The 23,320-nt window shown below is 61.1% G+C and carries 24 protein-coding genes; 7 read left to right on the top strand and 17 right to left on the bottom strand.

What is annotated here, in order from left to right; all coding sequences use genetic code 11:
* Positions 1–23: 23 nt before the first annotated feature.
* From ruvB to tyrS, 10 genes are all read right to left on the bottom strand, one after another.
* Complete coding sequence (gene ruvB, locus IGS61_RS22010) at positions 24–1,079, bottom strand: Holliday junction branch migration DNA helicase RuvB (protein ID WP_034749202.1); 1,056 nt, start codon at positions 1,077–1,079, stop codon at positions 24–26.
* 6 nt (positions 1,080–1,085) lie between these two features.
* Complete coding sequence (ruvA, locus tag IGS61_RS22015; RefSeq protein ID WP_070222695.1) at positions 1,086–1,664, bottom strand: Holliday junction branch migration protein RuvA; 579 nt, start codon at positions 1,662–1,664, stop codon at positions 1,086–1,088.
* 58 nt (positions 1,665–1,722) lie between these two features.
* On the bottom strand, positions 1,723–2,262 hold the full coding sequence (gene ruvC, locus IGS61_RS22020) for a crossover junction endodeoxyribonuclease RuvC (protein WP_230541573.1): 540 nt from the start codon (positions 2,260–2,262) through the stop codon (positions 1,723–1,725).
* A 98-nt stretch (positions 2,263–2,360) separates the two neighbouring features.
* Complete coding sequence (gene purH, locus IGS61_RS22025) at positions 2,361–3,947, bottom strand: bifunctional phosphoribosylaminoimidazolecarboxamide formyltransferase/IMP cyclohydrolase (protein WP_230541574.1); 1,587 nt, start codon at positions 3,945–3,947, stop codon at positions 2,361–2,363.
* Positions 3,948–4,054: 107 nt separating this feature from the next.
* Positions 4,055–4,288: a helix-turn-helix domain-containing protein gene (locus IGS61_RS22030; RefSeq protein WP_008445162.1), complete on the bottom strand. Its 234-nt coding sequence runs from the start codon at positions 4,286–4,288 to the stop codon at positions 4,055–4,057.
* Positions 4,289–4,466: 178 nt separating this feature from the next.
* On the bottom strand, positions 4,467–5,507 hold the full coding sequence (gene dusB, locus IGS61_RS22035; RefSeq protein ID WP_230541575.1) for a tRNA dihydrouridine synthase DusB: 1,041 nt from the start codon (positions 5,505–5,507) through the stop codon (positions 4,467–4,469).
* 107 nt (positions 5,508–5,614) lie between these two features.
* Positions 5,615–6,259, bottom strand: a complete 645-nt coding sequence (locus IGS61_RS22040) for a histidine phosphatase family protein (protein WP_230541576.1) — start codon at positions 6,257–6,259, stop codon at positions 5,615–5,617.
* Positions 6,260–6,262: 3 nt separating this feature from the next.
* Positions 6,263–6,895, bottom strand: coding sequence for a YbhB/YbcL family Raf kinase inhibitor-like protein (locus IGS61_RS22045; RefSeq protein WP_230541577.1), 633 nt, complete (start codon positions 6,893–6,895; stop codon positions 6,263–6,265).
* A gap of 26 nt (positions 6,896–6,921) precedes the next feature.
* Positions 6,922–7,371 carry a D-aminoacyl-tRNA deacylase gene (dtd, locus tag IGS61_RS22050; RefSeq protein WP_230541578.1) on the bottom strand — a complete coding sequence of 150 codons (450 nt, stop codon included), beginning with the start codon at positions 7,369–7,371 and terminating at the stop codon, positions 6,922–6,924.
* Complete coding sequence (gene tyrS / locus IGS61_RS22055; protein ID WP_230541579.1) at positions 7,368–8,633, bottom strand: tyrosine--tRNA ligase; 1,266 nt, start codon at positions 8,631–8,633, stop codon at positions 7,368–7,370. The genes dtd and tyrS overlap by 4 nt, the downstream gene beginning before the upstream one ends.
* Positions 8,634–8,785: 152 nt before the next feature.
* On the opposite strand from tyrS, the gene IGS61_RS22060 reads away from it, so the two are divergent.
* The gene (locus IGS61_RS22060; protein ID WP_230541580.1) at positions 8,786–10,153 is read left to right on the top strand and encodes a M23 family metallopeptidase; all 1,368 of its coding nucleotides are present in this window, start codon (positions 8,786–8,788) and stop codon (positions 10,151–10,153) included.
* A gap of 123 nt (positions 10,154–10,276) precedes the next feature.
* On the top strand, positions 10,277–11,371 hold the full coding sequence (locus tag IGS61_RS22065) for an anhydro-N-acetylmuramic acid kinase (protein WP_230541581.1): 1,095 nt from the start codon (positions 10,277–10,279) through the stop codon (positions 11,369–11,371).
* A 178-nt stretch (positions 11,372–11,549) separates the two neighbouring features.
* Here the strand turns inward: IGS61_RS22065 and erpA are convergent, their stop codons facing one another.
* The 5 genes from erpA to rplM all read right to left on the bottom strand — a co-directional run bounded on the left by erpA (position 11,550) and on the right by rplM (position 14,526).
* Positions 11,550–11,912, bottom strand: a complete 363-nt coding sequence (gene erpA, locus IGS61_RS22070; RefSeq protein WP_029496047.1) for an iron-sulfur cluster insertion protein ErpA — start codon at positions 11,910–11,912, stop codon at positions 11,550–11,552.
* Between the two features lie 96 nt (positions 11,913–12,008).
* The gene (locus tag IGS61_RS22075; protein ID WP_230541582.1) at positions 12,009–12,398 is read right to left on the bottom strand and encodes a bactofilin family protein; all 390 of its coding nucleotides are present in this window, start codon (positions 12,396–12,398) and stop codon (positions 12,009–12,011) included.
* Between the two features lie 89 nt (positions 12,399–12,487).
* A complete protein-coding gene (gene argC / locus IGS61_RS22080; RefSeq protein WP_230541583.1) occupies positions 12,488–13,525 on the bottom strand; it encodes an N-acetyl-gamma-glutamyl-phosphate reductase in 1,038 nt (345 codons plus the stop codon).
* Positions 13,526–13,695: 170 nt separating this feature from the next.
* Positions 13,696–14,088 carry a 30S ribosomal protein S9 gene (gene rpsI / locus IGS61_RS22085; RefSeq protein ID WP_010393285.1) on the bottom strand — a complete coding sequence of 131 codons (393 nt, stop codon included), beginning with the start codon at positions 14,086–14,088 and terminating at the stop codon, positions 13,696–13,698.
* 9 nt (positions 14,089–14,097) lie between these two features.
* Positions 14,098–14,526 carry a 50S ribosomal protein L13 gene (rplM, locus tag IGS61_RS22090; protein ID WP_010393282.1) on the bottom strand — a complete coding sequence of 143 codons (429 nt, stop codon included), beginning with the start codon at positions 14,524–14,526 and terminating at the stop codon, positions 14,098–14,100.
* Positions 14,527–14,751: 225 nt separating this feature from the next.
* Between rplM and IGS61_RS22095 the strand changes: the two genes are divergently transcribed.
* The gene (locus tag IGS61_RS22095; RefSeq protein WP_230541584.1) at positions 14,752–15,180 is read left to right on the top strand and encodes an OsmC family protein; all 429 of its coding nucleotides are present in this window, start codon (positions 14,752–14,754) and stop codon (positions 15,178–15,180) included.
* A 160-nt stretch (positions 15,181–15,340) separates the two neighbouring features.
* Here the strand turns inward: IGS61_RS22095 and coq7 are convergent, their stop codons facing one another.
* Positions 15,341–15,985 carry a 2-polyprenyl-3-methyl-6-methoxy-1,4-benzoquinone monooxygenase gene (coq7, locus tag IGS61_RS22100; protein WP_230541585.1) on the bottom strand — a complete coding sequence of 215 codons (645 nt, stop codon included), beginning with the start codon at positions 15,983–15,985 and terminating at the stop codon, positions 15,341–15,343.
* An 87-nt stretch (positions 15,986–16,072) separates the two neighbouring features.
* Positions 16,073–16,504, bottom strand: a complete 432-nt coding sequence (locus tag IGS61_RS22105; protein ID WP_230541586.1) for a hypothetical protein — start codon at positions 16,502–16,504, stop codon at positions 16,073–16,075.
* Positions 16,505–16,653: 149 nt separating this feature from the next.
* On the opposite strand from IGS61_RS22105, the gene IGS61_RS22110 reads away from it, so the two are divergent.
* The 4 genes from IGS61_RS22110 (at position 16,654) to IGS61_RS22125 (ending at position 23,297) form a co-directional block, all read left to right on the top strand.
* Positions 16,654–17,433 carry an ABC transporter ATP-binding protein gene (locus IGS61_RS22110; protein WP_230541587.1) on the top strand — a complete coding sequence of 260 codons (780 nt, stop codon included), beginning with the start codon at positions 16,654–16,656 and terminating at the stop codon, positions 17,431–17,433.
* Positions 17,434–17,436: 3 nt separating this feature from the next.
* Positions 17,437–18,633, top strand: coding sequence for an ABC transporter permease (locus IGS61_RS22115; protein WP_230541588.1), 1,197 nt, complete (start codon positions 17,437–17,439; stop codon positions 18,631–18,633).
* Between the two features lie 181 nt (positions 18,634–18,814).
* Positions 18,815–19,708, top strand: a complete 894-nt coding sequence (locus IGS61_RS22120; protein WP_035824559.1) for an ABC transporter ATP-binding protein — start codon at positions 18,815–18,817, stop codon at positions 19,706–19,708.
* Between the two features lie 10 nt (positions 19,709–19,718).
* Positions 19,719–23,297 carry an ABC transporter permease/M1 family aminopeptidase gene (locus IGS61_RS22125; RefSeq protein WP_230541589.1) on the top strand — a complete coding sequence of 1,193 codons (3,579 nt, stop codon included), beginning with the start codon at positions 19,719–19,721 and terminating at the stop codon, positions 23,295–23,297.
* Positions 23,298–23,320 lie beyond the last annotated feature (23 nt).

Below are 23,320 nucleotides of genomic sequence, written 5' to 3' on the forward strand. Positions count from 1 at the left end.
CGCTTGCACACCAGCTTCCGCCATCACAGTTCCCACGCTTCGCCGCCCGGGCCCATGCGCGGCGCGCTGACGCCGAAGTGCAGGTAGGCGGCCGGCGTGGCGACACGGCCGCGGGGCGTGCGCTGCAAAAAGCCTTGCTGGATCAGGTAAGGTTCCAGCACGTCTTCGATGGTATCGGCCGCCTCGCCGATGGCCGCCGCCAGATTCCCTATGCCGACGGGGCCGCCGCCGAACTTGAACAGCACGGCTTCGAGCAATTTACGATCCATCACGTCGAAACCGGCGGAATCGACGTCGAGCATGGCCAGCGCGCGGTCGGCCACCACCTTGGTGATCTCGCCATTGCTTTTGACTTCCGCGAAATCGCGCACGCGGCGCAACAGGCGGTTGGCGATGCGGGGCGTGCCACGGGCGCGCTGGGCGATTTCATGCGCGCCTTCCGGGTCGATCGGTGCCTTCAGCAAGGCGGCGCTGCGCGTGACGATTTTCGTCAATTCGCCCGTGTTGTAGAACTCCAGCCGGGCCACGATGCCGAAGCGGTCGCGCAGCGGATTGGTCAGCATGCCGGCGCGCGTGGTGGCGCCCACTAATGTAAACGGTTGCAGATCGAGTTTCACGGAACGGGCGGCCGGGCCTTCGCCGATCATGATGTCGATTTGATAATCCTCAAGCGCCGGATACAGAATCTCTTCCACCACGGGCGACAGGCGGTGGATTTCATCGATGAACAGGACGTCGTTCGCTTCCAGGTTCGTCAAAATCGCCGCCAGGTCGCCCGGGCGTTCGAGCACGGGGCCGGAGGTCTGGCGCAGATTGACGCCCATTTCGCGCGCGATGATGTGCGCCAGGGTCGTCTTGCCCAGGCCAGGCGGGCCGAACAGCAAAGTATGGTCGAGCGCTTCCTTGCGCTGGCGCGCGGCCGTGATGAAGATTTCCAGCTGGTCGCGGATCTTTTCCTGCCCCACGTACTCGTCGAGCTGCTTGGGCCGCAAGGCCCGTTCGATCGCTTCTTCGTTGTGCGAGATGGGCGCCGCGTCGATGATGCGCTGTTCCGTGAAGCTGTCGGTCTGGATACTCATGCCCTATCAGCCTTTCGACAGCGCTTTCAGCGCCAGTTTGATGCCGTCCGACACGCCGCTGCCGGCCGGCACGTTTTTCACGGCGGCCAGCGCTTCCTTGTCCGAATAGCCGAGCGCGACCAGCGCGTTCAAGATGTCCGATTGCGCATCGGGCGCCGCGTGCGCGCCACCGGCGCCGATATCGGCTCCCAGCTTGCCCTTCAATTCCAGTAATAAACGTTCCGCCGTCTTCTTGCCGATGCCCGGTACTTTGACCAGACGGCCGGAATCCTGCAAGGTGATCGCCTGCGCCAGGTCGGCAATCGTCATGCCGGACAGGATCGACAAGGCCATGCGCGCGCCCACGCCCGTGATCTTGATCAACTGGCGGAACACGGCCCGCTCGGCCGCATTGCCGAAACCAAACAGCAGGTGCGCATCTTCGCGGATGGCCTGGTGCGTAAACAGCACGACTTTTTCGCCCACGTGGGGCAAGTTGTAAAAAGTGCTCATCGGCACGTCGACTTCATAGCCGACGCCCTGGCAATCGACCAGCAATTGTGGCGGATTCTTTTCAAGCAAAATACCGGAGAGACGGCCTATCATCGCGTGTTCCTAATGTTGTGTATCGTAGTTTTTATTGATTATGAGGGCCATGCCGCAGTTAACCTACTAAACGGCCGCGCTTCATGCGCAAGCCCTGCAGCTGGGGCGCCAGCGCACCGATCATGGCCAGTGCATCGATGCTGTTGGCGTGGCAAATGGCCACGCCCAGGGCATCGGCCGCATCCGTGCCGGGCAAGCCGGGCAATGACAGCAGCCGCGACACCATCTCCTGCACCTGCTCCTTGGCCGCCTTGCCGTGGCCCGTGACGGCCTGCTTTACCTGCAGCGCCGTGTATTCGGCCACCGACAGGTCGGCGTGGACCAGCGCGCAAATGGCCGCGCCGCGCGCCTGGCCCAGCAGCAGGGTCGATTGGGGATTGACGTTGACAAACACTTTTTCGATGGCCGCGCAATCGGGCTGGTAGGTGCCGACGATTTCGCCCACGCCCTGCAGGATGATCTTCAGGCGCGGCGGCAATTCCCCTTCGGAACCCGTCTTGACGGTTCCCGACGCGATATAGCGCAGCTTGTTGCCGTGTTTTTCAATGACCCCAAAGCCGGTCGTGCGCAGGCCAGGATCGATGCCAAGAATAATCATCGCCAGATTCTATAATGAATACGGCAGGCACCGGTGAATAACCGGTGCCTGCCGCTGAGTTACTGCCGGCCGGGTATTGAATCCCGGCCTGTTCCATATCAATGACGGAAGTGACGCGTTCCGGTATACAACATGACAACACCGCGCTCGTCCGCCGCATCGATCACTTCCTGGTCGCGCATGGAGCCGCCCGGGTGGATGACGCAGGTCGCGCCCGCGTCAACGACGACGTCGAGGCCGTCGCGGAACGGGAAGAAGGCGTCCGACGCCACCACGGAACCGGTCAGCGACAGGCCCGCGTTCTGCGCCTTGATCGAGGCGATGCGGGCCGAATCGATACGGCTCATCTGGCCTGCGCCCACGCCCAGGGTCATGTTATTGCCGCAGAAGACGATGGCGTTCGACTTGACGAATTTCGCCACTTTCCAGGCAAACATCAGGTCGGACAATTGCTGCGGCGTTGGCTGCAGCTTGCTGACCACGCGCAAGTCGCCGATGCCGACGTTTTTCGCGTCAGGCGATTGCACCAGCAGACCGCCGCCGACGCGCTTGAAGTCCATGGCGTTGACGCCATTGCCCAGCGGAATTTCCAGCATGCGCACGTTTTGCTTGCTCGACAGAATTTGTTTCGCTTCGGCGGAGAACGACGGGGCGATCAGCACTTCGACGAACAGCTTGGCGATTTCGCCGGCGGTGGCGCCGTCCAGTTCGGTATTAAACGCGATGATGCCGCCGAATGCCGAGGTCGGGTCCGTCTGCAGGGCGCGCGCGTACGCTTCGGCCGCATTCTTGCCCAGCGCGACGCCGCATGGGTTCGCGTGCTTGACGATGACGCAAGCGGCGCTCTGCTCGAAGCCGCCCAGGCTCTTCACACATTCCCAGGCCGCATCGGCATCGGCGATGTTGTTGTACGACAATTCCTTGCCTTGCAGCTGGCGGTAGTTGGCCAGCGCGCCATCGGTGGTGACGAGATCGCGGTAGAAGGCGGCGCTCTGGTGCGGGTTTTCGCCGTAACGCATGTCTTGCACTTTCTCAAATGCAACGTTCAGGATTTGCGGATAGGCGCCGCGCTCGGCGTGCACCTTCGTCGGTCCCAGGCTGGTCAGGTAGTTGGTGATGGCGCCATCGTATTGCGCCGTGTGCGCAAAGACTTTTTTCGCCAGCATGAACTTGGTGTCATAGCTGACGTCGCCGGCCTTGCCGTCGGCCGAGCGGATTTCCGCCAGCACCGCGTCGTAGTCGGTCGGGTCGCAGATGACGACCACGTCCTTGTGATTCTTGGCCGCCGAACGCAGCATGGTCGGGCCGCCGATATCGATGTTTTCGATCGCGTCCTCCAGGGTGCAATCGGCCTTGGCGACCGTGCCCTGGAACGGGTACAGGTTGACCACCACCATGTCGATGGTCGGCATGTCGTGCTCGACCAGTTTCGACATGTGCTCAGGGAAATCGCGGCGCGCCAGGATACCGCCATGCACTTTCGGGTGCAGGGTCTTCACACGGCCATCGAGCATCTCCGGGAAACCCGTGTAATCGGCAACTTCCGTGACGGGAACACCATTGTCTGCCAGCAATTTGGCAGTGCCGCCGGTGGACAGGAGGTTGACGCCGAGGGCGGACAGGGCGCGGGCGAATTCGAGAACGCCGGTCTTGTCGGAAACGGAGAGGAGAGCTTGTTTGATCATGGCTGTGGCTAGGTGGTTAAGTGTTCTTGGCGAATGGCGCAGCGGTCAGCTCTCAGGCTGGGCCCGCTGCGGCGGATTCAAATCTTGGCGTCACTTGCATGCCGGCATTACAGCAAACCGTGCTCCTGCAATTTCTTGCGCAGGGTATTGCGGTTGATGCCCAGCATCTGCGCGGCGTGCGACTGGTTGCCATCGGCGCGTGTCATCACGACTTCCAGGATGGGCTTTTCCACGGTCAGCACGACCATGTCATAGATATTCGATGCTTGCTGTTCGCCCAGGTCATTGAAGTAATCTTCTAGACTTTTCTGTACGACTTCCTGAATGCTTTCTTTGCTCATTTTTATGCTTCAACCGGCTGAACACCTGGCCATCCGGCGCCGCGCCGCTCATGCGGTCCGCGTGCTGCCCTCTTGCCTCGGTGTTGTAATTAATATTGCATGACGCTCTGTATAGGCGCTCGCCCTTGTACTTCTGATCACTATTGCTTATAACTTATACAACTGCCTTGCTATCTGTTCATGCTACCGTGGCCGTTTCTATCAGGCCACTTTCACTGGATTCGGAGAGGCGGTATTGTAACCGCTCGCCAAATTTCCATTGCGACTCAAAAAATTGATCGACAGCCAGCAACTGCGCATCCGTCGACTCCAGCAAGTTCATTTCCTGGCGGAACGCTTCGCCGCCTTCCAGATCCTTCACATACCAGCCGATGTGCTTGCGCGCCGTGCGCACGCCGAGGAATTCCCCGTAAAACGCGTAATGGGCGCGCAAATGCTCGTCCATCAGGGTACGCACTTCATCCACATAGGGCGCCGGCAACAAGGTGCCGGTGCGCAAGAAATGGTCGATCTCACGGCAAATCCACGGCCGGCCCTGCGCCGCGCGGCCGATCATGACGGCATCGGCGCCTGTTTGATCCAGCACAAAGCGGGCCTTCTCAGGACTGGTAATGTCGCCATTGGCCACCACGGGGATGGCCACCGATGCTTTCACGGCGGCAATGGTTTCATATTCGGCATCGCCCTTGTAGCCATCGGCGCGCGTGCGGCCGTGCAAGGTCAGCATCTGGATGCCCGCTTGCTCGGCGATGCGGGCGATTTTCAGGGCATTCTTGTTGTCGCGGTTCCAGCCCGTGCGAAATTTCAGGGTGACGGGCACGTCGACGGCATTGACGACGGCGTGCAAAATCTTTTCGACCAGGCTTTCGTTTTGCAGCAGGGCCGAACCGCACCAGCTGTTGCACACCTTTTTGACGGGGCAGCCCATGTTGATGTCGATGATCTGCGCGCCCCGGTCCACGTTGAACCTGGCGCAGTCGGCCAGGTCTTGCGGGTCGGCGCCGGCGATCTGCACGGCTTTGGGTTCCATTTCGCCTGCGTGGTCCGTGCGGCGCGAACTTTTTTCCGTCGCCCACAGGCGCGGATTCGACGCCGCCATCTCCGACACGGCGTAACCGGCACCCAGCTGCTTGCACAACTGGCGGAAAGGCCGATCCGTCACGCCCGCCATGGGAGCGACGAAAACGTTGTTGCGCAGAATGTGAGGGCCGATTTGCACTGAAGAACCTGGAATGGACGGAGGAACCTGCTATTTTAACCGATTCCCTGCCTAATTAATAAGCACTATTTTTTTGGATCAGTGCGTCAGAGTGACAATGGGGCCGCTTAGCCCAGCTCGTCCATCGCGGGCGCGCTCAGGTGTTCGATATTTCCCCAGTGCACTAAATGCAGTTTGCCGTCGGCGTAAGAAAAACGGTTGACGCTGGCATTTTTGACCTGGAAGTCGCGCGGACTGTCGAGCGTCATGCCGACCGCCTCGCGGTAGGCGCACTCGAGCACGCCGCCGTGCGCCACGATGGCGATCGTCTGGCCGTCATAGCGTTCGGCCCAGCGGGCGATGGCGCCATTCGCGCGCGCATAGAACTGGCGGAAGCTCTCCGCCTGGCGCTCGCCCGACGGCATCACGGCGTCGATCTGGCGCGATTGCCACTGCGCATATTCATGCGGATAGCGCGCGGCGATATCCGCATACAGCAAGCCTTCGAAGGCGCCATAGCAGCGCTCGCGCAGCAAGGGATCCGTTTGCACGGGCAAATCTTTCAATTGAGCAACGGCTTGCGCCGTCTGCTGCGCGCGTTGCAGATCGCTGGCGAGGATGGCGGCCAGCGGCTCGTCCGCCAGCGCCTGCCCCAGCGCGGCCGCTTGCGCCAGGCCCGCCTCGTTGAGGGCGATGTCGATATGGCCCTGCAGGCGGCGGCCCGCATTCCAGGCCGTCTCGCCATGGCGTATCAGTAAAATCGTGGTGCTCATGCGTTATTTCTTCAGGGTAAGTGCCAGCTCGGGGTTGAGCGAGTAGGCGACGACGAGCTGGGCTTCGTCGAGGATGTGGCCGTAGAGCGCGGCATGCGCTTGCTGCCCCGTAAAACGCTCAGGCAGCTCCAGGCGCGGCACGTCGAGCGCATACAGGCGGAAAATGTAATGGTGGATGCGCTCGTCGTTCCACGGCGGGCATGGGCCATCATAGCCGTAATAATCGCCGGCCATGGCGGCATCGCCGGCAAACCAGCCCGTGTAGTCGTTGAGGCCCTGGCGCAGCCCAGTAGCTGCGGCCTTGCCGCGCGGCGTGATGCCGCTGGAAAATTCCCCGGCGGCAACGGAGCGCAGGGCGGGCGGCACGTCGAGCAAACTCCAGTGATAAAAGTCGCCGCGCGGCGCCGCCAGCGGCAAGACCTGGCCTTCAACATTGACCAGGCTGCCGTCCTGCGGCGCATCGGGGTCGATGCAGAACAAGGCCAGCGACTCGGTGCCGTTCGGTACCTCGTCCCAGGCCAGATGGGGATTGCGGTTGCCAGCGAGGCGCACGCGGCTGGCCGGATCGATCTCGGCAAAGGCTTGGTCGGCCGGCATCAGGCCGCCATCACGAAACGTCTCGCTCCACAATTTCATCGCTTGCTCCTCTTTATATTTTTTAGTTATTGCTTTGCGTTTACTTGTAGCCAGAAGGTGACAGGCCCGTCATTCGTCAGCGACACCTGCATGTCGGCGCCGAACTGTCCCGTTTGCACGGTCGCGTGGCGGCTGCGCGCCTGTTCCACGAAATGCGTGAACAGGCGCAAGCCGTCCTGCGGCGCGGCGGCCGGCGTAAACGACGGGCGCGTGCCGGACTTGGTGTCGGCCGCCAGCGTAAACTGCGGCACCAGCAGCAAGCCGCCGGCCACGTCCGTCACGCTGCGGTTCATCTTGCCTGCCTCGTCGGCAAACACGCGATAGCCGAGCAGCTTGGCCAGCAGGGCGTCCGCTTCTTTCTCCGTATCGCCCCGCTCGGCGCACACGAGCACCATCAGGCCGGCGTCGATGGCGCCGATGGTGGCGCCGGCAACGTCGACTTTCGCCTGCGTGACGCGCTGCAGCAGCGCGATCATGCCGTCAAGGTGACGCGCGCAAATTTGCGCTTGCCAACTTGCAACACGAATTCGCCAGCCGCCACTTGCAGGCCCTTGTCGCTGATGACGGTGCCGTCGATGCGCACGCCGCCCTGCTCGATCATGCGCATGGCTTCCGACGTCGACGGGCACAGGCCAGCCTGTTTCAGCAATTGCGGGATGCCCAGCGGCGCGCCAGCCAGGGTCACTGCCGGGATATCGTCGGGAATTCCGCCCTTCGAGCGGTTGACGAAGTCGGCCAGCGCATCTTCGGCCGCCTGCTGCGAATGGAAGCGGGCGACGATTTCTTGCGCCAGCGCAACCTTGGCGTCGCGCGGATTGCGGCCTTCTTCGACTTCGCGCTTCAGCTGGGCCAGTTCGGCGATCGAGCGCCACGACAGCAGCTCGTAGTAGCGCCACATCATCACGTCGGAAATGCTCATCAGCTTGGCGAACATGGTGTTGCCCGGTTCCGTGATGCCGATGTAGTTATTCTTCGACTTGGACATTTTTTCCACGCCGTCCAAACCTTCCAGCAGCGGCATGGTCAAAATACACTGCTGCTCCTGTCCATACTGCTTTTGCAGTTCGCGGCCCACCAGCAGGTTGAACTTCTGATCCGTGCCGCCCAGTTCCAGGTCCGATTTCAGGGCCACCGAGTCGTAACCCTGCATCAGCGGGTACAGGAATTCGTGGACGGAAATAGGAATGCCGCCCTGGAAGCGCTTGGTGAAGTCGTCGCGCTCGATCATGCGCGCCACCGTGTAGTGGGAAGCGAGCTGGATGATGCCGCGCGCGCCCAGCGGATCGCACCATTCGGAGTTATAGCGGATTTCCGTCTTGCTGGCGTCCAGCACTAAAGATGCTTGCGCGAAATACGTCATCGCGTTAATCTCGATCTGTTCCTTCGTCAGCGGCGGACGCGTGACGTTGCGGCCCGAAGGGTCGCCGATCATGGAAGTAAAGTCGCCGATGAGGAAAATGACTTGATGGCCGAGGTTTTGCAGCTGGCGCATCTTGTTCAGCACGACAGTGTGGCCCAGATGCAAGTCGGGTGCAGTCGGGTCCAGGCCCAGTTTGATGCGCAGTGGAACACCGGTTTTCTCGGAACGCGCTAATTTTTGCGCAAATTCGCTTTCGATCAAGAGTTCGTCGACGCCACGCTTGGTAATCGCGAGGGCTTCTTGTACTCTGTCCGACAGCACAAGCGCGGTCTGAGCGGCGTTAGCCTTTGTAGGCGATGCGGTGGTGTTGATTTCCATAAAATTTGACTATAAATCTCAAAATGGTAGTAGGTTTGCGGAGTTTGTTATAATGCTCGATCCCATCAATCTTGCCGTATGAGCGAACCAAAATAACAATAACAAAGAGCACTAGTTCACGAATCGTTCAAGGGCAAATTTTAACTGATTGCATGAACCCTATACATAAAATCACAGGCTCACGCTTGTACACACAGCTGACGACGACACGCAAGGCACGCATTATCGGCGCGTCGGCAGTGCTGCTCGCCGTGGCCGCCTTCGGCGCGGTCGCTGTGTCGCCCATGGCGCCCGATGCGTCCGACCTCCCGGTCACGTCCATCGCCCAGAACCTGGAAATGCCTGATCTCGCCTCGCAAATTTCCGCGATGGAACAGGTAGACCAGAATTTCACCCACGAAGAAAAAGTCCGCGCTGGCGATACCCTCGCCACCTTGCTGACCCGTCTCGGCGTGGATGATACGGCGGCGGCCAATTTCATCAAGACCGACAAGATCGCACGCGGCGTGATGTTGCTGAAATCGGGCAAGCGCGTGCAAGCGCAAACGTCCGAAACTGGCGAACTCAACTGGATGCGCGCCACCCTCGTCGACAGCAACGACAAGTCGGTCAAGAACATCCTGATCACCCGCAAGGGCGACAAGTTCGTGGCCACGGAAGTGGCAGCCCAGCTGGAACGCCGCGTTGAAATGCATGCGCGCAAGATTACTTCCACCCTGTTCGCCGCCACCGACTCCAGCCTGGACGGCACCCGCCTGCCAGACTCGATTTCCGCGCAAATCGTGGAAATGTTCTCCACCAATATCGACTTCCGTTCCGACCTGAAACGCGGCGACTCGTTTAATGTGGTCTACGAAACGTTCTGGCAAGATGGCGAATTTGTCCGAGCGGGCCGCATCCTGGCCGGTGAATTCACCAACCGCGGCACGACTTACCAGTCCGTTTGGTTCGAAGACCCAGCCAGCAAGCAAGGCGGCGGTTACTACAGTTTCGACGGCAAGTCCCTCAAAAAAGCCTTCCTGAAATCCCCCCTCGAATTCTCCCGCATCTCGTCCGGTTTCTCCATGCGCGTGCACCCGATTTCCGGCAACTGGAAAGCGCACAAGGGCATCGATTTTGCCGCGGCAACGGGCACGCCTATCCGCGCTTCCGGCGACGGCGTGGTCGATTCCGTCGGCAGCCAGAACGGCTACGGTAATGTTGTTGTTCTGAAACACTGGGCTAACTACACCACCGCCTACGCGCACATGAGCCGCTTCGCTTCGGGCCTGAAAAAAGGTCAAAAAGTGAGCCAGGGCGATGTGATCGGCTACGTCGGCACCACCGGCTGGTCCACGGGCGCCCATTTGCACTATGAATTCCGCGTCGGCGGCGTGGCGCAGGATCCAAGCAAGCTGAACGTCCAAGCCCAGGCGCCGCTGACGGCAGCCGAGCTGAGCCGCTTCCGCATGGTGTCGGCCGACATGATGCATCGCTTCACTCTGCTGCGTCCGAACGACACGGCACTGGCTTCGCGCTAAGCAACACTGCCTTCGGGCAACACATAAAGGCACCGCCCATGCAGATGGCCGGTGCCTTTGTTTTATGTGCGCGAGAAAATACGGCACAATGCATCCATCACTTACGCACGCGAGGAAACACCCATGCTGTATATCGGTTTGATGTCGGGCACCAGCCTGGACGGCGTTGACGGCGCGCTGGTCGACTTTGCCGACGATGGCGGCACACGCAGCCTGGGCGATGCCTACATTCCCTTTCCCGCCAGCCTGCGCGATGACCTGATGGCCTTGCAAAGTGCCGGCCAGAATGAAATCGAACGCGAAGCACTGGCGGCCAATCAACTCGTGCGCCATTACGCCGACTGCGTCGCCCGGCTATTGAGCGACGCGGGCATCGGCCCGGACGCCATCGCCGCCATCGGCGCGCACGGCCAGACCATCCGCCACCGCCCTGAACTGGGCTTTACGCGCCAGTTGAACAATCCGGCCCTGCTGGCGGAGCTGACGGGGATCGACGTCATCGCCGACTTGCGCAGCCGCGACGTGGCGGCCGGCGGCCAGGGCGCGCCGCTGGTGCCCGCTTTTCACCAGGCCATTTTCAATTTGCCCGGCCACACGCGCGTGCTGGCCAATATCGGCGGCATCAGCAACATCAGCGTGCTGCATGCGGACGGCGCGGTGACTGGCTACGACACGGGGCCCGGCAACGCGCTGATGGATGGCTGGGTCTTGCGGCACCTGGGCCAGCCCTACGACGCCAACGGCGCCTGGGCCGCCACGGGCCAGGTCTTGCCTGCCCTGCTGGCGGAATTGCTCCATGAGCCGTATTTTGACTTGCCGGCGCCGAAAAGCACGGGGCGCGACCTGTTCCACGCCGATTGGCTGAATAGCAAGCTGAGCAACTATCCGCTGGCCAACCCTGCCGACGTGCAGACGACCCTGACGCAGCTGACGGCCGCCAGCCTGGCGCACGCCATCGCGCGCGACGGGGCGCAGGCGGAAACGGTATATGTATGTGGCGGCGGCGCGCAGAACGCCACGCTGATGGCAGCCCTGGCCGCTGCATTGCCTGGCATGGCGGTGGCATCGACGGCAGCGCTGGGCGTGGCGCCCAGCCAGGTCGAAGCGCTGGCGTTTGCCTGGCTGGCATGGCGCTTTACGCAGCGCAAGCCGGGCAACTTGCCGGCCGTGACGGGGGCGCAGGGCTTACGGGTACTGGGCGCGCTGTACCCACGTTGATATGAAACAATTGCTCCAGAAACACAAATAGCGGATCGATGATCCGCTATTTTTATATTGCGCCTGTAATCCGGCGCGTCTGAAAAACGTTCAGGGCAAGGCGCATTGCCGAAGACAGTACGAATAGTACGGCGAGGCAATGCAACGCCGCCATGGACGTTTTCTCAGATGTGCCAGCTTAGACGGAGAAGGACGAACCGCAGCCGCAGGTAGACGTCGCTGTCGGATTCTTGATCACGAACTGCGCGCCTTCCAGGTCATCCTTGTAGTCGATTTCCGCGCCGACCAGATACTGGTAGCTCATGGAATCGATCAACAGCTGGACGCCGTTCTTGACCATGGTGGTGTCATCTTCGTTGACGATTTCGTCGAACGTAAAGCCGTACTGGAAGCCGGAACAGCCGCCGCCCTGCACGAAGACGCGCAATTTCAGGTCGGGATTGCCTTCTTCTTCGATCAGCTGCGCGACTTTTTCAGCGGCGCTATCGGTAAAGATAATAGGGGAAGGGATCACATCTTGCATTTCAGCGACGGCATTCATATCAGGCACTCCTCAGAAAACATTCGGTCATTATAGACTGTTGGCGCAACTCTCGCTCTGCCAGCCCTCGCCGCCAGCCGCCACTGTTGTTCCGGATCACATTTCCGACACGGCCAGGTGCAGCACGGGGTCGGCGCTGTCGTGGCGACTGAGCTTGCCTTGCACCAAGGCGCCGCTGTGCATTTCCAGCACCTTGTAATAGACCTCTCCTACAATGCGGGCTTTTGGCTGGATTTCAAGCATTTCGGACACGTACACGGGGCCATTGATCTCGCCGCTGACGACCAGGCTGGAGCAGCGCACTTCGCCATCGATGCGCCCTGCCTCGCCCAGCACCACATAAGTGGGGTCGCCCGGCTCGCCCGTGACGTTGCCGCGCACATGGCCATCGATGCGCAAGCCGCCGCAAAACAGCAAATCGCCCTCGATCCGCGTGGAAGCGCCGATCAGGGTGTCGATGGGGTTTTTCGTGTTGCGCTCGAACATGAACGTCATCCTGTCGGTGTACGTGGCAGTCCAATTTAGCACAGGTCCGGCAAAAAGGTGCCGGACCTGCGCAAGCTTGGTGCCTATTTTTACGGCAGCAGGGCGATATGTTGCAAACCGGCCGTTTCTTTCAAGCCAAACATCAAGTTCATGCATTGCACTGCCTGGCCCGAAGCGCCCTTGACCAGGTTGTCCTGCACCACCAGCACGATGACGGTATTGCCGCCTTCGGGACGGTGCAAGGCCAGGCGCAGCATGTTCGAGCCGCGCGTGGAGCGGGTTTCCGGGTGCGAACCGAACGGCATCACGTCGACGAAAGGCTCGTCCTTGTATTGCGCTTCGAACAAGGCTTGCAATTCTTCATTGCTGACGTCCTTGTTCAACTGCGCGTACAGGGTCGAATGCATGCCGCGAATCATCGGCACCAGGTGCGGCGTGAAGGTCAGCGCCACCTTGTCGTCCGTGAAACGCTGCAGCTGCGCCGTCGTTTCCGGCAAGTGGCGGTGACCGGCCACGCCATAGGCCTTGAAGCTGTCGCTGCTTTCCGAGAACAGGATGCCGATTTCCGCCTTGCGGCCGGCGCCGGACACGCCCGACTTGCAGTCGGCGATCAAGCCGCCCGCGTTGACCAGGCCCGCCTTCAGCAGCGGATAGAAGCCCAGCTGCATGGTGGTCGGGTAGCAGCCTGGATTGGCGATCAGCTTCGCCTGCTTGATGTCTTCACGGTTCAGTTCCGGCAAGCCGTACACGGCCTGTTCGATCAGCTCGGGTGCCGTGTGGGGAATCTTGTACCACTGCTCGAACTTGGCCTGGTCTTTCAGGCGGAAGTCGGCGGCCAGATCGATGACTTTCACGCCGGCGGCCAGCAGGGCTGGAGCTTGCGCCATCGCAACACCATGCGGGGTGGCAAAGAAGACCACATCGCATTGCTCCAGATTCGCCTTGTCCGGCGAGGAAAACGCCAGTTTCACGTGGCCGCGCAAGGAAGGATACATGTCAGCAACGGGCAAGCCATCTTCCTTGCGCGAGGTAATCGCCGTCAACTCGACATCTGGATGGGTAGCCAGCAAGCGCAACAACTCCACGCCCGTGTATCCAGTGCCGCCGACGATGCCAACTTTGATCATGTTCTTTCCTTGTGTATAGATTGCATAAAGATGAAGGGAAACGCTCCCCCTATGGGTTTTCCGCGTATTTTACAGCGCAACGCAGAGTCACGCTGAAATGCAAAAAAGCCGCGGGACCGAAGTCCAGCGGCTTTTCGACCAGCACCCCGGAAGGCGCTGTAGCGTAGAAATTAACGCTTCGAGAATTGCTTTGCGCGACGTGCTTTGCGCAGACCAACTTTTTTACGCTCGACTTCACGTGCATCGCGGGTCACGAAGCCGGCTTTCGCCAGTTCCGGTTTCAGCGCTGCATCGTAGTCGATCAGAGCGCGGGTGATGCCGTGACGAACTGCACCAGCCTGGCCCGACTCACCGCCGCCATGGACGTTGACTTTGATGTCGAAACGCTCGACATTGCCGGTCAGTTCCAGAGGTTGACGGATGACCATCAGACCCGTTTCGCGCGAAAAGTATTCGTTTGCTGGTTTGCCGTTAACAACGATCAAGCCTGTGCCAACTTTGATAAAAACCCGAGCCACTGCACTTTTGCGACGGCCGGTTCCATAATTGTAATTACCGATCATGTCAGTTCCTTAGAGAACAAGTGCTTTAGGTTGCTGAGCAGCGTGCGGATGGGAACCTTCCGCGTACACTTTCAGCTTCTTGATCATTGCGTAGCCGAGTGGGCCTTTAGGCAGCATGCCCTTGACCGCTTTCTCAAGCGCGCGACCTGGAAAACGCTGTTGCATTTTCTGGAAGTTGGTTTCGTAGATGCCGCCTGGATAACCAGAGTGACGGTAGTAAATTTTCTCAGTAGCTTTGGTACCGGTCACACGCAGTTTGCCTGCGTTGATGACGACGATGAAGTCGCCGGTATCGACGTGAGGAGTAAATTCTGGTTTGTGTTTGCCGCGCAGTCGGAGTGCCACTTCGCTGGCAACACGTCCGAGGACTTTGTCCGTCGCGTCAACCACGAACCAATCGCGCTGGACTTCATGTCCTTTAGCGGAAAATGTTTTCATGTTGACTTCCTAATAGATTACACGCTCAAATGGTGGTTCCGCCGATGTTGCTGTGCGGACTCTGCCTTATTTACTTTTCCTGAGCGAACGGAAAGCCGACAAGTATAAGCGGCTTTGCCCTGCCGCGTCAAGCCGCAATGCAGACCCGCTGCGGGCTGGCGGCCAGCACATGGACGGGCATTCCTCTATTACAATACAAAACGCTTACAATTTTCGGAGAGTACGATGGAATGCAAAGTCAGCTGGAATGGCCCGTCGGGCATGAGTTTTCGGGCAGAAACCGGTTCCGGCCACATGGTGAGCATGGATGGCGCGCCCGAAGGCGGCGGCCACAACCTGGCGCCACGCCCCATGGAAATGGTCTTGCTGGGCACGGGCGGCTGCACCGCCTATGACGTGGTGCTGATCCTGAAACGGGGACGCGAAGCCGTCAAGGGCTGCGAAGTGACCCTGAAGGCCGAACGCGCCGATACCGATCCGAAAGTATTTACCAAGATCCACTTCCACTTCACGGTGCGGGGCAAGGCCCTGAAACCGGCGGCCGTGGAACGGGCCGTGACTTTGTCGCACGACAAATATTGCTCGGCGTCGATCATGCTGGCGAAGACGGCGGAAATTACGCATTCCTTCGAGATCATCGAAGAAAGCGCCTGACCAAACCTACTGCGCGTCGGTATAGGCGGCCTGCGATGCTCACCGTGCTCCAGCACGGTTGCGCTTCTCGACCACCTCTCCCTTCCGCTCGCTACGGTTTTGCCTGGCGTTTCACGTCTCAGGCATGCATGAAAAAGGCGCTCTTCGGAGCGCCTTTGTTTTAAATATAATACGCCGTTTTTGTCATCACTTTCCCCATGATGCCCATCAACGCCTTCACGGGTGCCGGGGTGTCGATGGCGCCTAATCTCTGGGCAGCGGCGCCGTGTTCCACCTCGTCGATGGCCATCTGCTTGACGATGGCGCGCGATTTGGCGTCCTGCGGGGGCAATTCCTGCAAATGGCTGGCCAGGTGCGCTTCCACCTGGCGTTCCGTTTCCACCACAAAACCCAGGCTGCGGCCGTCGCCCATGCGCGCGGCGATGGTGCCCAGCGCAAACGAACCCGCATACCACAGGGGATTGAGCAGGCTCAGACGCGAGCCCAGCTCCGTCAGGCGCTGCGCCGTCCAAGCCAGGTGGTCTTCCTCTTCGCGGCCCGCCTCGTCGAACTGGGCGCGGATGGCCGGGCTGTGCGCATAGCGGGCCTGCGAGTTGTACAAGGCTTGCGCGCAGACTTCGCCCACATGGTTGACGCGCATCAAGCCGGCGCTGTGGCGCTGTTCGGCCGGGCTCAGTTGCGCATCGGGCGCGTGCGCGGCCGGCGTGGGGCGCGAGGCCGAGGCCACGCCCGCGATCACGCGCAAGGCCTTGTCGGCGCCGACAATCAAACGATCCAGGGGGTCAAAATGGCGGTTCGCGGTCATCGTGGCTATGCTCATGAGTAGTAAAACATGAATTATAGGACGATCAGGGCCGGCCGTACCCACGCCGCGCGCAGGGCGAACGGGGCTTTATTGACTTGTGCGCGCTTTTTCCTGCTCGATCCAGTCCACCACGGGGCCGACGGCATCGAGGCCGGACAGGCTTTTCGCCACGCCCAGGTTCAATGAAATCAGGAAGGAAATGCTGTCGACGGGAATGTCCGGGCAGTACTCGGCAAACGCGGCGCGAAAACGCTCCGATTGCAAGACACGCAAGACTTTCTCGCCGCTCATGAATTGCAGCACGCTGGCGATGCTGTGCCCGCCGCCTATCGAGTGATAGATAAAACGGTTGTACTGCGCGTCGATCTGCTTGAAATCGAGGGTTTCTTCCGTCATCAGGCCGGCCAGGTAGTACAGGCCCAGGCTGACGCGGAAGAAACCGATGGCTTCGGCGCTGGTCATGCCGGCGCGGGCCACGGCCAATACCTTGTCCTGCATCGCCTGATCGATCGTTTGCATTGCGCTCTCCCGCGCCGTCCGCCGGCGCCCACCGGGCCAGCTTGCATGAAGATGCTGTTTTTTTCAATAGACCAAACGATATTTCCACCTTGCAAGTTACATTTTTTGCATGCTACTCTTGTTTCTTCACCGTTGAATGGATGAAGCACATGATAGAGGTCAAGCACCTGGCAAAACGTTTCCGCATGCCGCCCCACAAGGGCAAGGGCGTGCACGTCAGCGATCCGCGCGAACACGAGGGCTGGTTTCATGCCGTGCGCGACGTCAGTTTCAGCTGCGCGCCCGGCGAAGTGCTGGGCCTGCTGGGCCCGAATGGCGCCGGCAAGACGACCACCCTGCGCCTGCTGTCGACGGCTTTGCAGGCGGACGCGGGCAGCGCCCTCGTCAACGGCGTCGACGTGCTGCAGCAACCGCTGGTGGCGCGCCAAAGCATCGGTTTCCTGTCCGGCTCGACAGGCTTGTATGGCCGCCTGACGGCGCGCGAGAATGTGGAATACTTTGGCCGCCTGCACGGCATGCCGGCCGACAAGCTGAAACGCCGCTGCGACGAGCTGTTTTCCCTGCTGCAGATGGAGGAATACGGCGGCAAACGGGCCGATCAGTTGTCGACGGGCATGAAACAGAAGTGTGCGATCGCCCGCACCGTCGTGCACGAGCCGCAAGTGGTCATCCTCGACGAGCCGACGACGGGTCTGGACGTGATGTCGGCCAAGATCCTGCTCGACTTCATCGCCAGCTACAAGGCACTGCGCGTGCCGCTGATCTTTTCCACGCACCACCTGCACGAGGTGGAAAAGCTGTGCGACCGCGTCTGCATCATCAACCGCGGCACCACCGCCTTCAACGGCACCGTCGACGAGCTGCGCCACCTGGGCGGCAGCGCGGACTTGTACGACGCCTTCGTCAGCGTCATCAACCGGGGAACCTGAGCCATGTGGACCATTTATCTGAAAGAGTTGCTGGAGCTCACGCGCGACCGCAAGACGCTGATCTTCACCATTCTGATCCCCATCTTTGCCATGCCGCTGATCTTTGGCGGCTTTGCCTATGTCTCGAACAATATGTTCAAGAACGCCAAGACGGCGGAAATGCGCTACGCCCTGTTCGGCAAGGACCATTCGCCGGGCTTGAGCACGCGTTTTGCCCAGCAGCACAACCTGCGCGAAGTGCCGCTGGCCAGCGAGGGGGAGATCCGCCGCGCCATCGGCGACGACACCATCAAGTTTGCCGTCGTCATCCCGCCCCGCTTTGAAGAGGCGCTGCAGCAACGGCAACAGGCCAAGGTGGTACTGCACTACAACAGCGCCAGCACGGTCGACGTGACCCAGCAGCGGGTGCGCGAGATCGTCGACACCTATAACGCCAGCCTGCGCGAAGGGGCGCTGTCGGCCCTGAACCTGAGTCCGGCCCAGCTGGCCTTTGCCCTCAATCCCATCGTGCTCGACAAGCAATCGACGGCCAACGAGCGCGAGCAGATGGGCGCCATCGTCGGCGGCATGCTGCCGTATCTGCTGCTGATGGTGTGCCTGACGGCGGCCATGTACCCGGCCATCGACCTGGGCGCCGGCGAAAAGGAACGGGGCACGCTGGAAACCCTGCTGCTGGCACCCGTGCCGCGCAGCGCCATCGTACTGGCCAAATTCCTCGTGCTGTTTACCGTCGGCATGACCTCGGCCGTGCTGATGGTGGGCAGCATGGGCGCCCTGCTGGCCATCTTCGGCAGTTCGCTGGAAGGCAACATGGCCGTCATGGTGCGCAGCATCGGCTTGCCCGACCTGGCCATGGTGACCCTGATGCTGGTGCCGACGGCCGCCATCTTCGCCTCGCTGCTGCTGTCGATCTCGATCTACGCGAAAAGCTACAAGGAAGCGGCCGGCATGATCACGCCATTGATGCTGTTCGTCATCCTGCCCACCGTGGCGGCCATGCTGCCCGGCGTCGAACTGAACTGGATGTGGGCCATGGTGCCGCTGACCAACGTGTCGCTGGCCATGAAGGAACTCGTGAAAGGCACCATGGATTACCGCATGTTCGGCGTGATCCTGGCCTCGACCACGGTCATCGCTGGCGCGCTGCTGATGCTGTGCCGCTGGTGGTTTAACCGGGAATCGGTATTGTTCCGCAACTGATACTCGCAGGGCGCGCCGGAAACAGCACCTCCGGCGCGCCGTCCACTCCCGCCAATTGCACTCTGGCCACGCGAAAATGCCGTGTATCGCATGCAACTGCCCAGTACGTCTTAAATTCAATACAATGCCAGCATAGAGAAGCCCTGCACCATCGGGCTGCAACGCATGAGTCAGGAGTTGTATGGAATTGCAGATTCGCAAATTATCGAAAACCTACGCGAATGGCGTGGTAGCGCTGGATAACGTGTCGCTGACGATACCGCCCGGGATGTTCGGCTTGCTGGGCCCGAACGGCGCCGGCAAGTCGACCCTGATGCGCACCCTGGCCACCCTGCAGGAATGCGATTCCGGCTCCATTTTCTTCGGCGACTACGACGTGCTCGACGACAAGGACGAGATCCGCCGCATGCTGGGCTACCTGCCACAGGACTTCGGCCTGTACCCGAAAGTGACGGCCTACGAGCTGCTCGACCACTTCGCCACCTTGAAAGGGCTGTCGCAGCGGGCGCGCCGGCGCGAAGTCGTCGATGGCCTGTTGCAGCAAACCAATTTGTTCGACGTGCGCCACCAGCGCCTGGGCAGCTTTTCCGGCGGCATGCGCCAGCGCTTCGGCATCGCGCAAGCCCTGCTGGGCGACCCGAAACTGATCATCGTCGACGAGCCGACGGCCGGCCTCGACCCGCAGGAGCGGGTCCGCTTCCATAATCTGCTGTCCGACATCGGCGAAGACAAGACGGTGATCCTGTCGACCCATATCGTCTCCGACGTGGCCGACCTGTGCGCCAACATGGCCATCATCAACAAGGGACATTTGCTGCTGTGCGGCAAGACCCAGGAACTGATCGACGAAGTCAGCTGCAAGATCTGGGCGCGTTTTGTCGAAAAGAAAGAACTGGCCAGCTTCCAGCAGCGCCACGCCGTCATTTCCACGCGCTTGCTGTCGGGCCGCACCCTGATCCACGTCTACAGCGACGACGACCCGGGCGACGGCTTCGAGGAAGCCATCGGCGACCTGGAAGACCTGTATTTCGCCACCATTGCCGGGCGCCACCGCGTCGCCCCGCAGTGCGACTGAGGGGGCCGCCATGTTTGCCATCGCCCGCTTTGAAGCGCGACAGCGGCTCAAGCTGCTGTCCACCTGGGTGTATTTCGCCATGTTTTTGGCGCTGGCCATGCTGTGGATGGCGGCCGCCGGCGGCGTCTTCAAGGAAGCGAGCATCAGTTTCGGCGGCAAGTTCCTGATCAACGCGCCCCGCTCGCTGGCGTTCACATGTAGCCTGCTGGGCTGCTTCGGCGCCGTGGTGGTGGCCGCCATGATGGGCCGCTCGGTGCAGCAGGATTTCGAGTACGGCATGCAGCATTTCTTCTTCAGCGCGCCGATCAAGAAATACCAGTACGTGTTCGGCCGCTTCCTCGGCGCCTGGCTGGTGCTGGCCGTGGTGTTTTCCAGCATCGTCATCGGCGCCTGGCTGGGCGCCTGGCTGCCCGGCATCGATCCCGAACGGCTGGGGCCGCAACGGGCGCTGGCCTACCTGATGCCCTACGTCTTTACCCTGCTGCCGAACCTGTTCATCTTCGGCGCCATCTTCTTCGTCATCGCGGCCCTGACGCGGCGCATGCTGCCCGTGTACATCAGCTCGGTAGTCATGCTGATCGGCTACCTGGTGGCGCCGTCGCTGGCGCGCGACCTCGACTACAAGACCCTGGCCGCCCTGATCGACCCGTTCGGCACCACGGCGCTGATACGCCTGACGGAATACTGGCCGAACGCGGAGCGCAACACGCGCCTGGTGACGCTGGAAGGCGTGTACCTGCTGAACCGCGCCATCTGGTCCGGCTTCGCCCTCGTGGCCTTGCTGCTCGGCTACTGGCGCTTCCAGTTCCATGCGACGACGGACGCGGGCGCCACCCGGCGCCGCAGCGACGGCGACGTCCCGCTGCGCCTGTCGAACGCTTCGCTGTCCACGCAGGAAACCCCGGACTTCGCGCAGCGCAACCTGGCTACCCTGCTCCTCAAGATGAGCTGGCTGAACCTGCGCGAAACCATCAAGAACATTTATTTTGTCGTCATCGTGCTGGCCGGCGTGCTGACCATGTATGCGGGCGCGCTGGACATGGGCTCCATCTACGGCACGAATACCTATCCCGTGACGGAAAAGGTGCTGGACATGGTCAGCGCCTCGTTCGCCCTGTTCATGCTGATCATTACCACCTTCTATGCGGGCGAACTGGTGTGGCGCGAACGCGAGGCGGGCACGTATCTGATGCTCGACGCCCTGCCCGTGCCGAACTGGCTGCCCCTGCTGTCGAAACTGTTCGCCCTGATCGGCCTGCAAGCCTTGCTGAGCCTGATCATCATGCTGTGCGGCATGTCGATCCAGGTCTTCAAGGGCTATTACCGCCTCGATCCGGGCCTGTACGTGGAATCGCTGTTCCTGTCGCACCTGCCCTATTACGCGCTGATCGCCGTGCTGGCCATTTTCTTGCAGGTATTGATCAATCACAAGTACCTGGCGTATTTCGCCATGATTCTGTACCACATCGCCAGCGTCAGCTTTGCTTCGCTGGGCCTGGGCGACCCGCTGCTGCTGTACGGCAGCACGCCTGACTTCGTGTATTCGGCCATGAACGGCGCCGGCCACTATGTGTTGCGCGAGCGCTGGTACTTGCTGTACTGGAGCGGCGCGGCCGTCATGCTGACGGTGCTGTCACTGCTGTTCTGGCCCCGCGGTGCGCAGGACAGCTGGCGCATCCGTCTGCGCCTGGCGCGCCACGGCCTGACGCAGGGCGTGCTGGCCAGCTTTGCCATCGGCGCTGTGGTCTTCGTCAGTAGCGGTGCCGTGCTGTTCTACGTCTTCCACGTGGCCAACGATTACAAGTCCGACTATGCGCGCGACGCGGACCGCGCCAGTATCGAGCGCCAGTACCGCAAGTTTGCCGCCACGCCGCAGCCGCGCATCACCGACGTGAAACTCGACGTGGCCATCTACCCGGCGCAGCGCACGCTCATCGTTACGGGCCGCTACATGCTGCAAAACAAGACCAGCCTGCCGATCAGCCACATTTTTGTGCAGCAAGACCCGACGGCTACCATGCGCCTGCGTTTCGATGCGCGCGTGCATCCCGGCCTCGATGACGGCAAGCTGGGCTTCTATAGCTACCGCCTGGCCGCGCCGCTGGCGCCGGGCGCCACCCTGGGCCTCGATTTCGACATCCGCTATGCGCCGCGCGGCATCTTCGGCCTGGGCCAGGACACGCCCGTGGTGGCCAACGGCACCTTCTTCACGAATGCCGTGCTGCCGCACATCGGCTACCAGCCGCAGCTGGAACTGACGGATCCGCGCGACCGCAAGAAACACGGCTTGCCCGCACGCGAACGGGCCTTGCCGCGCGACGATGCGAAGGGACTGGCCGACAACTACGTCAGCAACGACGCCGACCGCATCCGTTTTGATGCCACCGTCAGCACCGTGGACGGCCAGACGGCCATCGCGCCGGGCATGCTGGACAACGACTGGATCGCCAAGGGCCGCCATTACTTCCATTACACGATGGACCAGCCGATCCTGAACTTCTACTCGTTCCAGTCTGCCCACTACGCCGTCAGGCACGAGCGCTGGCAAGACGTGGCCATCGACGTGTATTACCACCCGGGCCATGAATACAACCTCGATCGTTTCGTGCGCGGCAGCAAGGAAGCGCTCGAGTACTACACGAAGAACTTCGGCCCCTACCAGCACAAGGTCTTGCGCATCGTCGAGTTCCCCCGCTATGCCACGTTTGCGCAATCGTTCCCGAACACGATTCCGTACTCGGAAGGCCTGGGCTTCATCGCCAGGGTGGACGACAAGAATCCGAAAGACCTCGATTATCCGTTCTACGTCACGGCGCATGAAGTGGCGCACCAGTGGTGGGCGCATCAATTGGTGGGCGGCAATACGCGGGGCGCCACCGTGCTCAGCGAAACCCTGGCCGAATACTCTGCCCTGATGGTGATGAAGAAAACCGCGGGGCCGGCCAAGATGCGCCGCTTCCTGCGCTATGACCTGAATCAATACCTGATGGGACGCAGCGAAGAGCGCAAGAAGGAACTGCCGCTGGCCGAGAATGAAAACCAGACTTACATCCATTACAACAAGGGCAGCCTGGCCATGTACTTGCTGCAGGACATGATCGGCGAAGACAAGGTCAACGGCGTGTTGCGCGAGCTGCTCAAGACCTATGGCCAGAAAGGCCCGCCGTATGCGAGCGTGACGGCGCTGATAACCGGCTTGCGCCAGGTCACGCCGCCCGAGCAGGCTTACCTGATCGACGACCTGTTCGAGAAAATCGTGCTGTTCGATAACCGCGCCCTGTCGGCCACGGCCGTCAAACGCAGCGACGGCAAGTACGCAGTCACCATCAAGGTGCAGGCAAGCAAATTGACGGCTGGCGAACAGGGCGAGGAACACGACGCTCCGCTGCACGACTGGATCGAGATCGGCGTCGACGACGCGAATGGCCATCCGCTGCTGCGCGAACGCCAGCGCATGACGGCACGCGAAGCGAGCTACACCGTCATCGTCGGCAGCCGGCCCGGCAAGGCGGGCATCGATCCCGACAACAAGTTGATCGACCGCAAGCCGGACGACAATATGGTCACCGTCGAACTCGACGAACCATGACGAAAAATGGCCACCCTGAACAG

The organism is Janthinobacterium sp. FW305-129, assembly GCF_020858115.1.
Classification (GTDB): domain Bacteria; phylum Pseudomonadota; class Gammaproteobacteria; order Burkholderiales; family Burkholderiaceae_D; genus Janthinobacterium.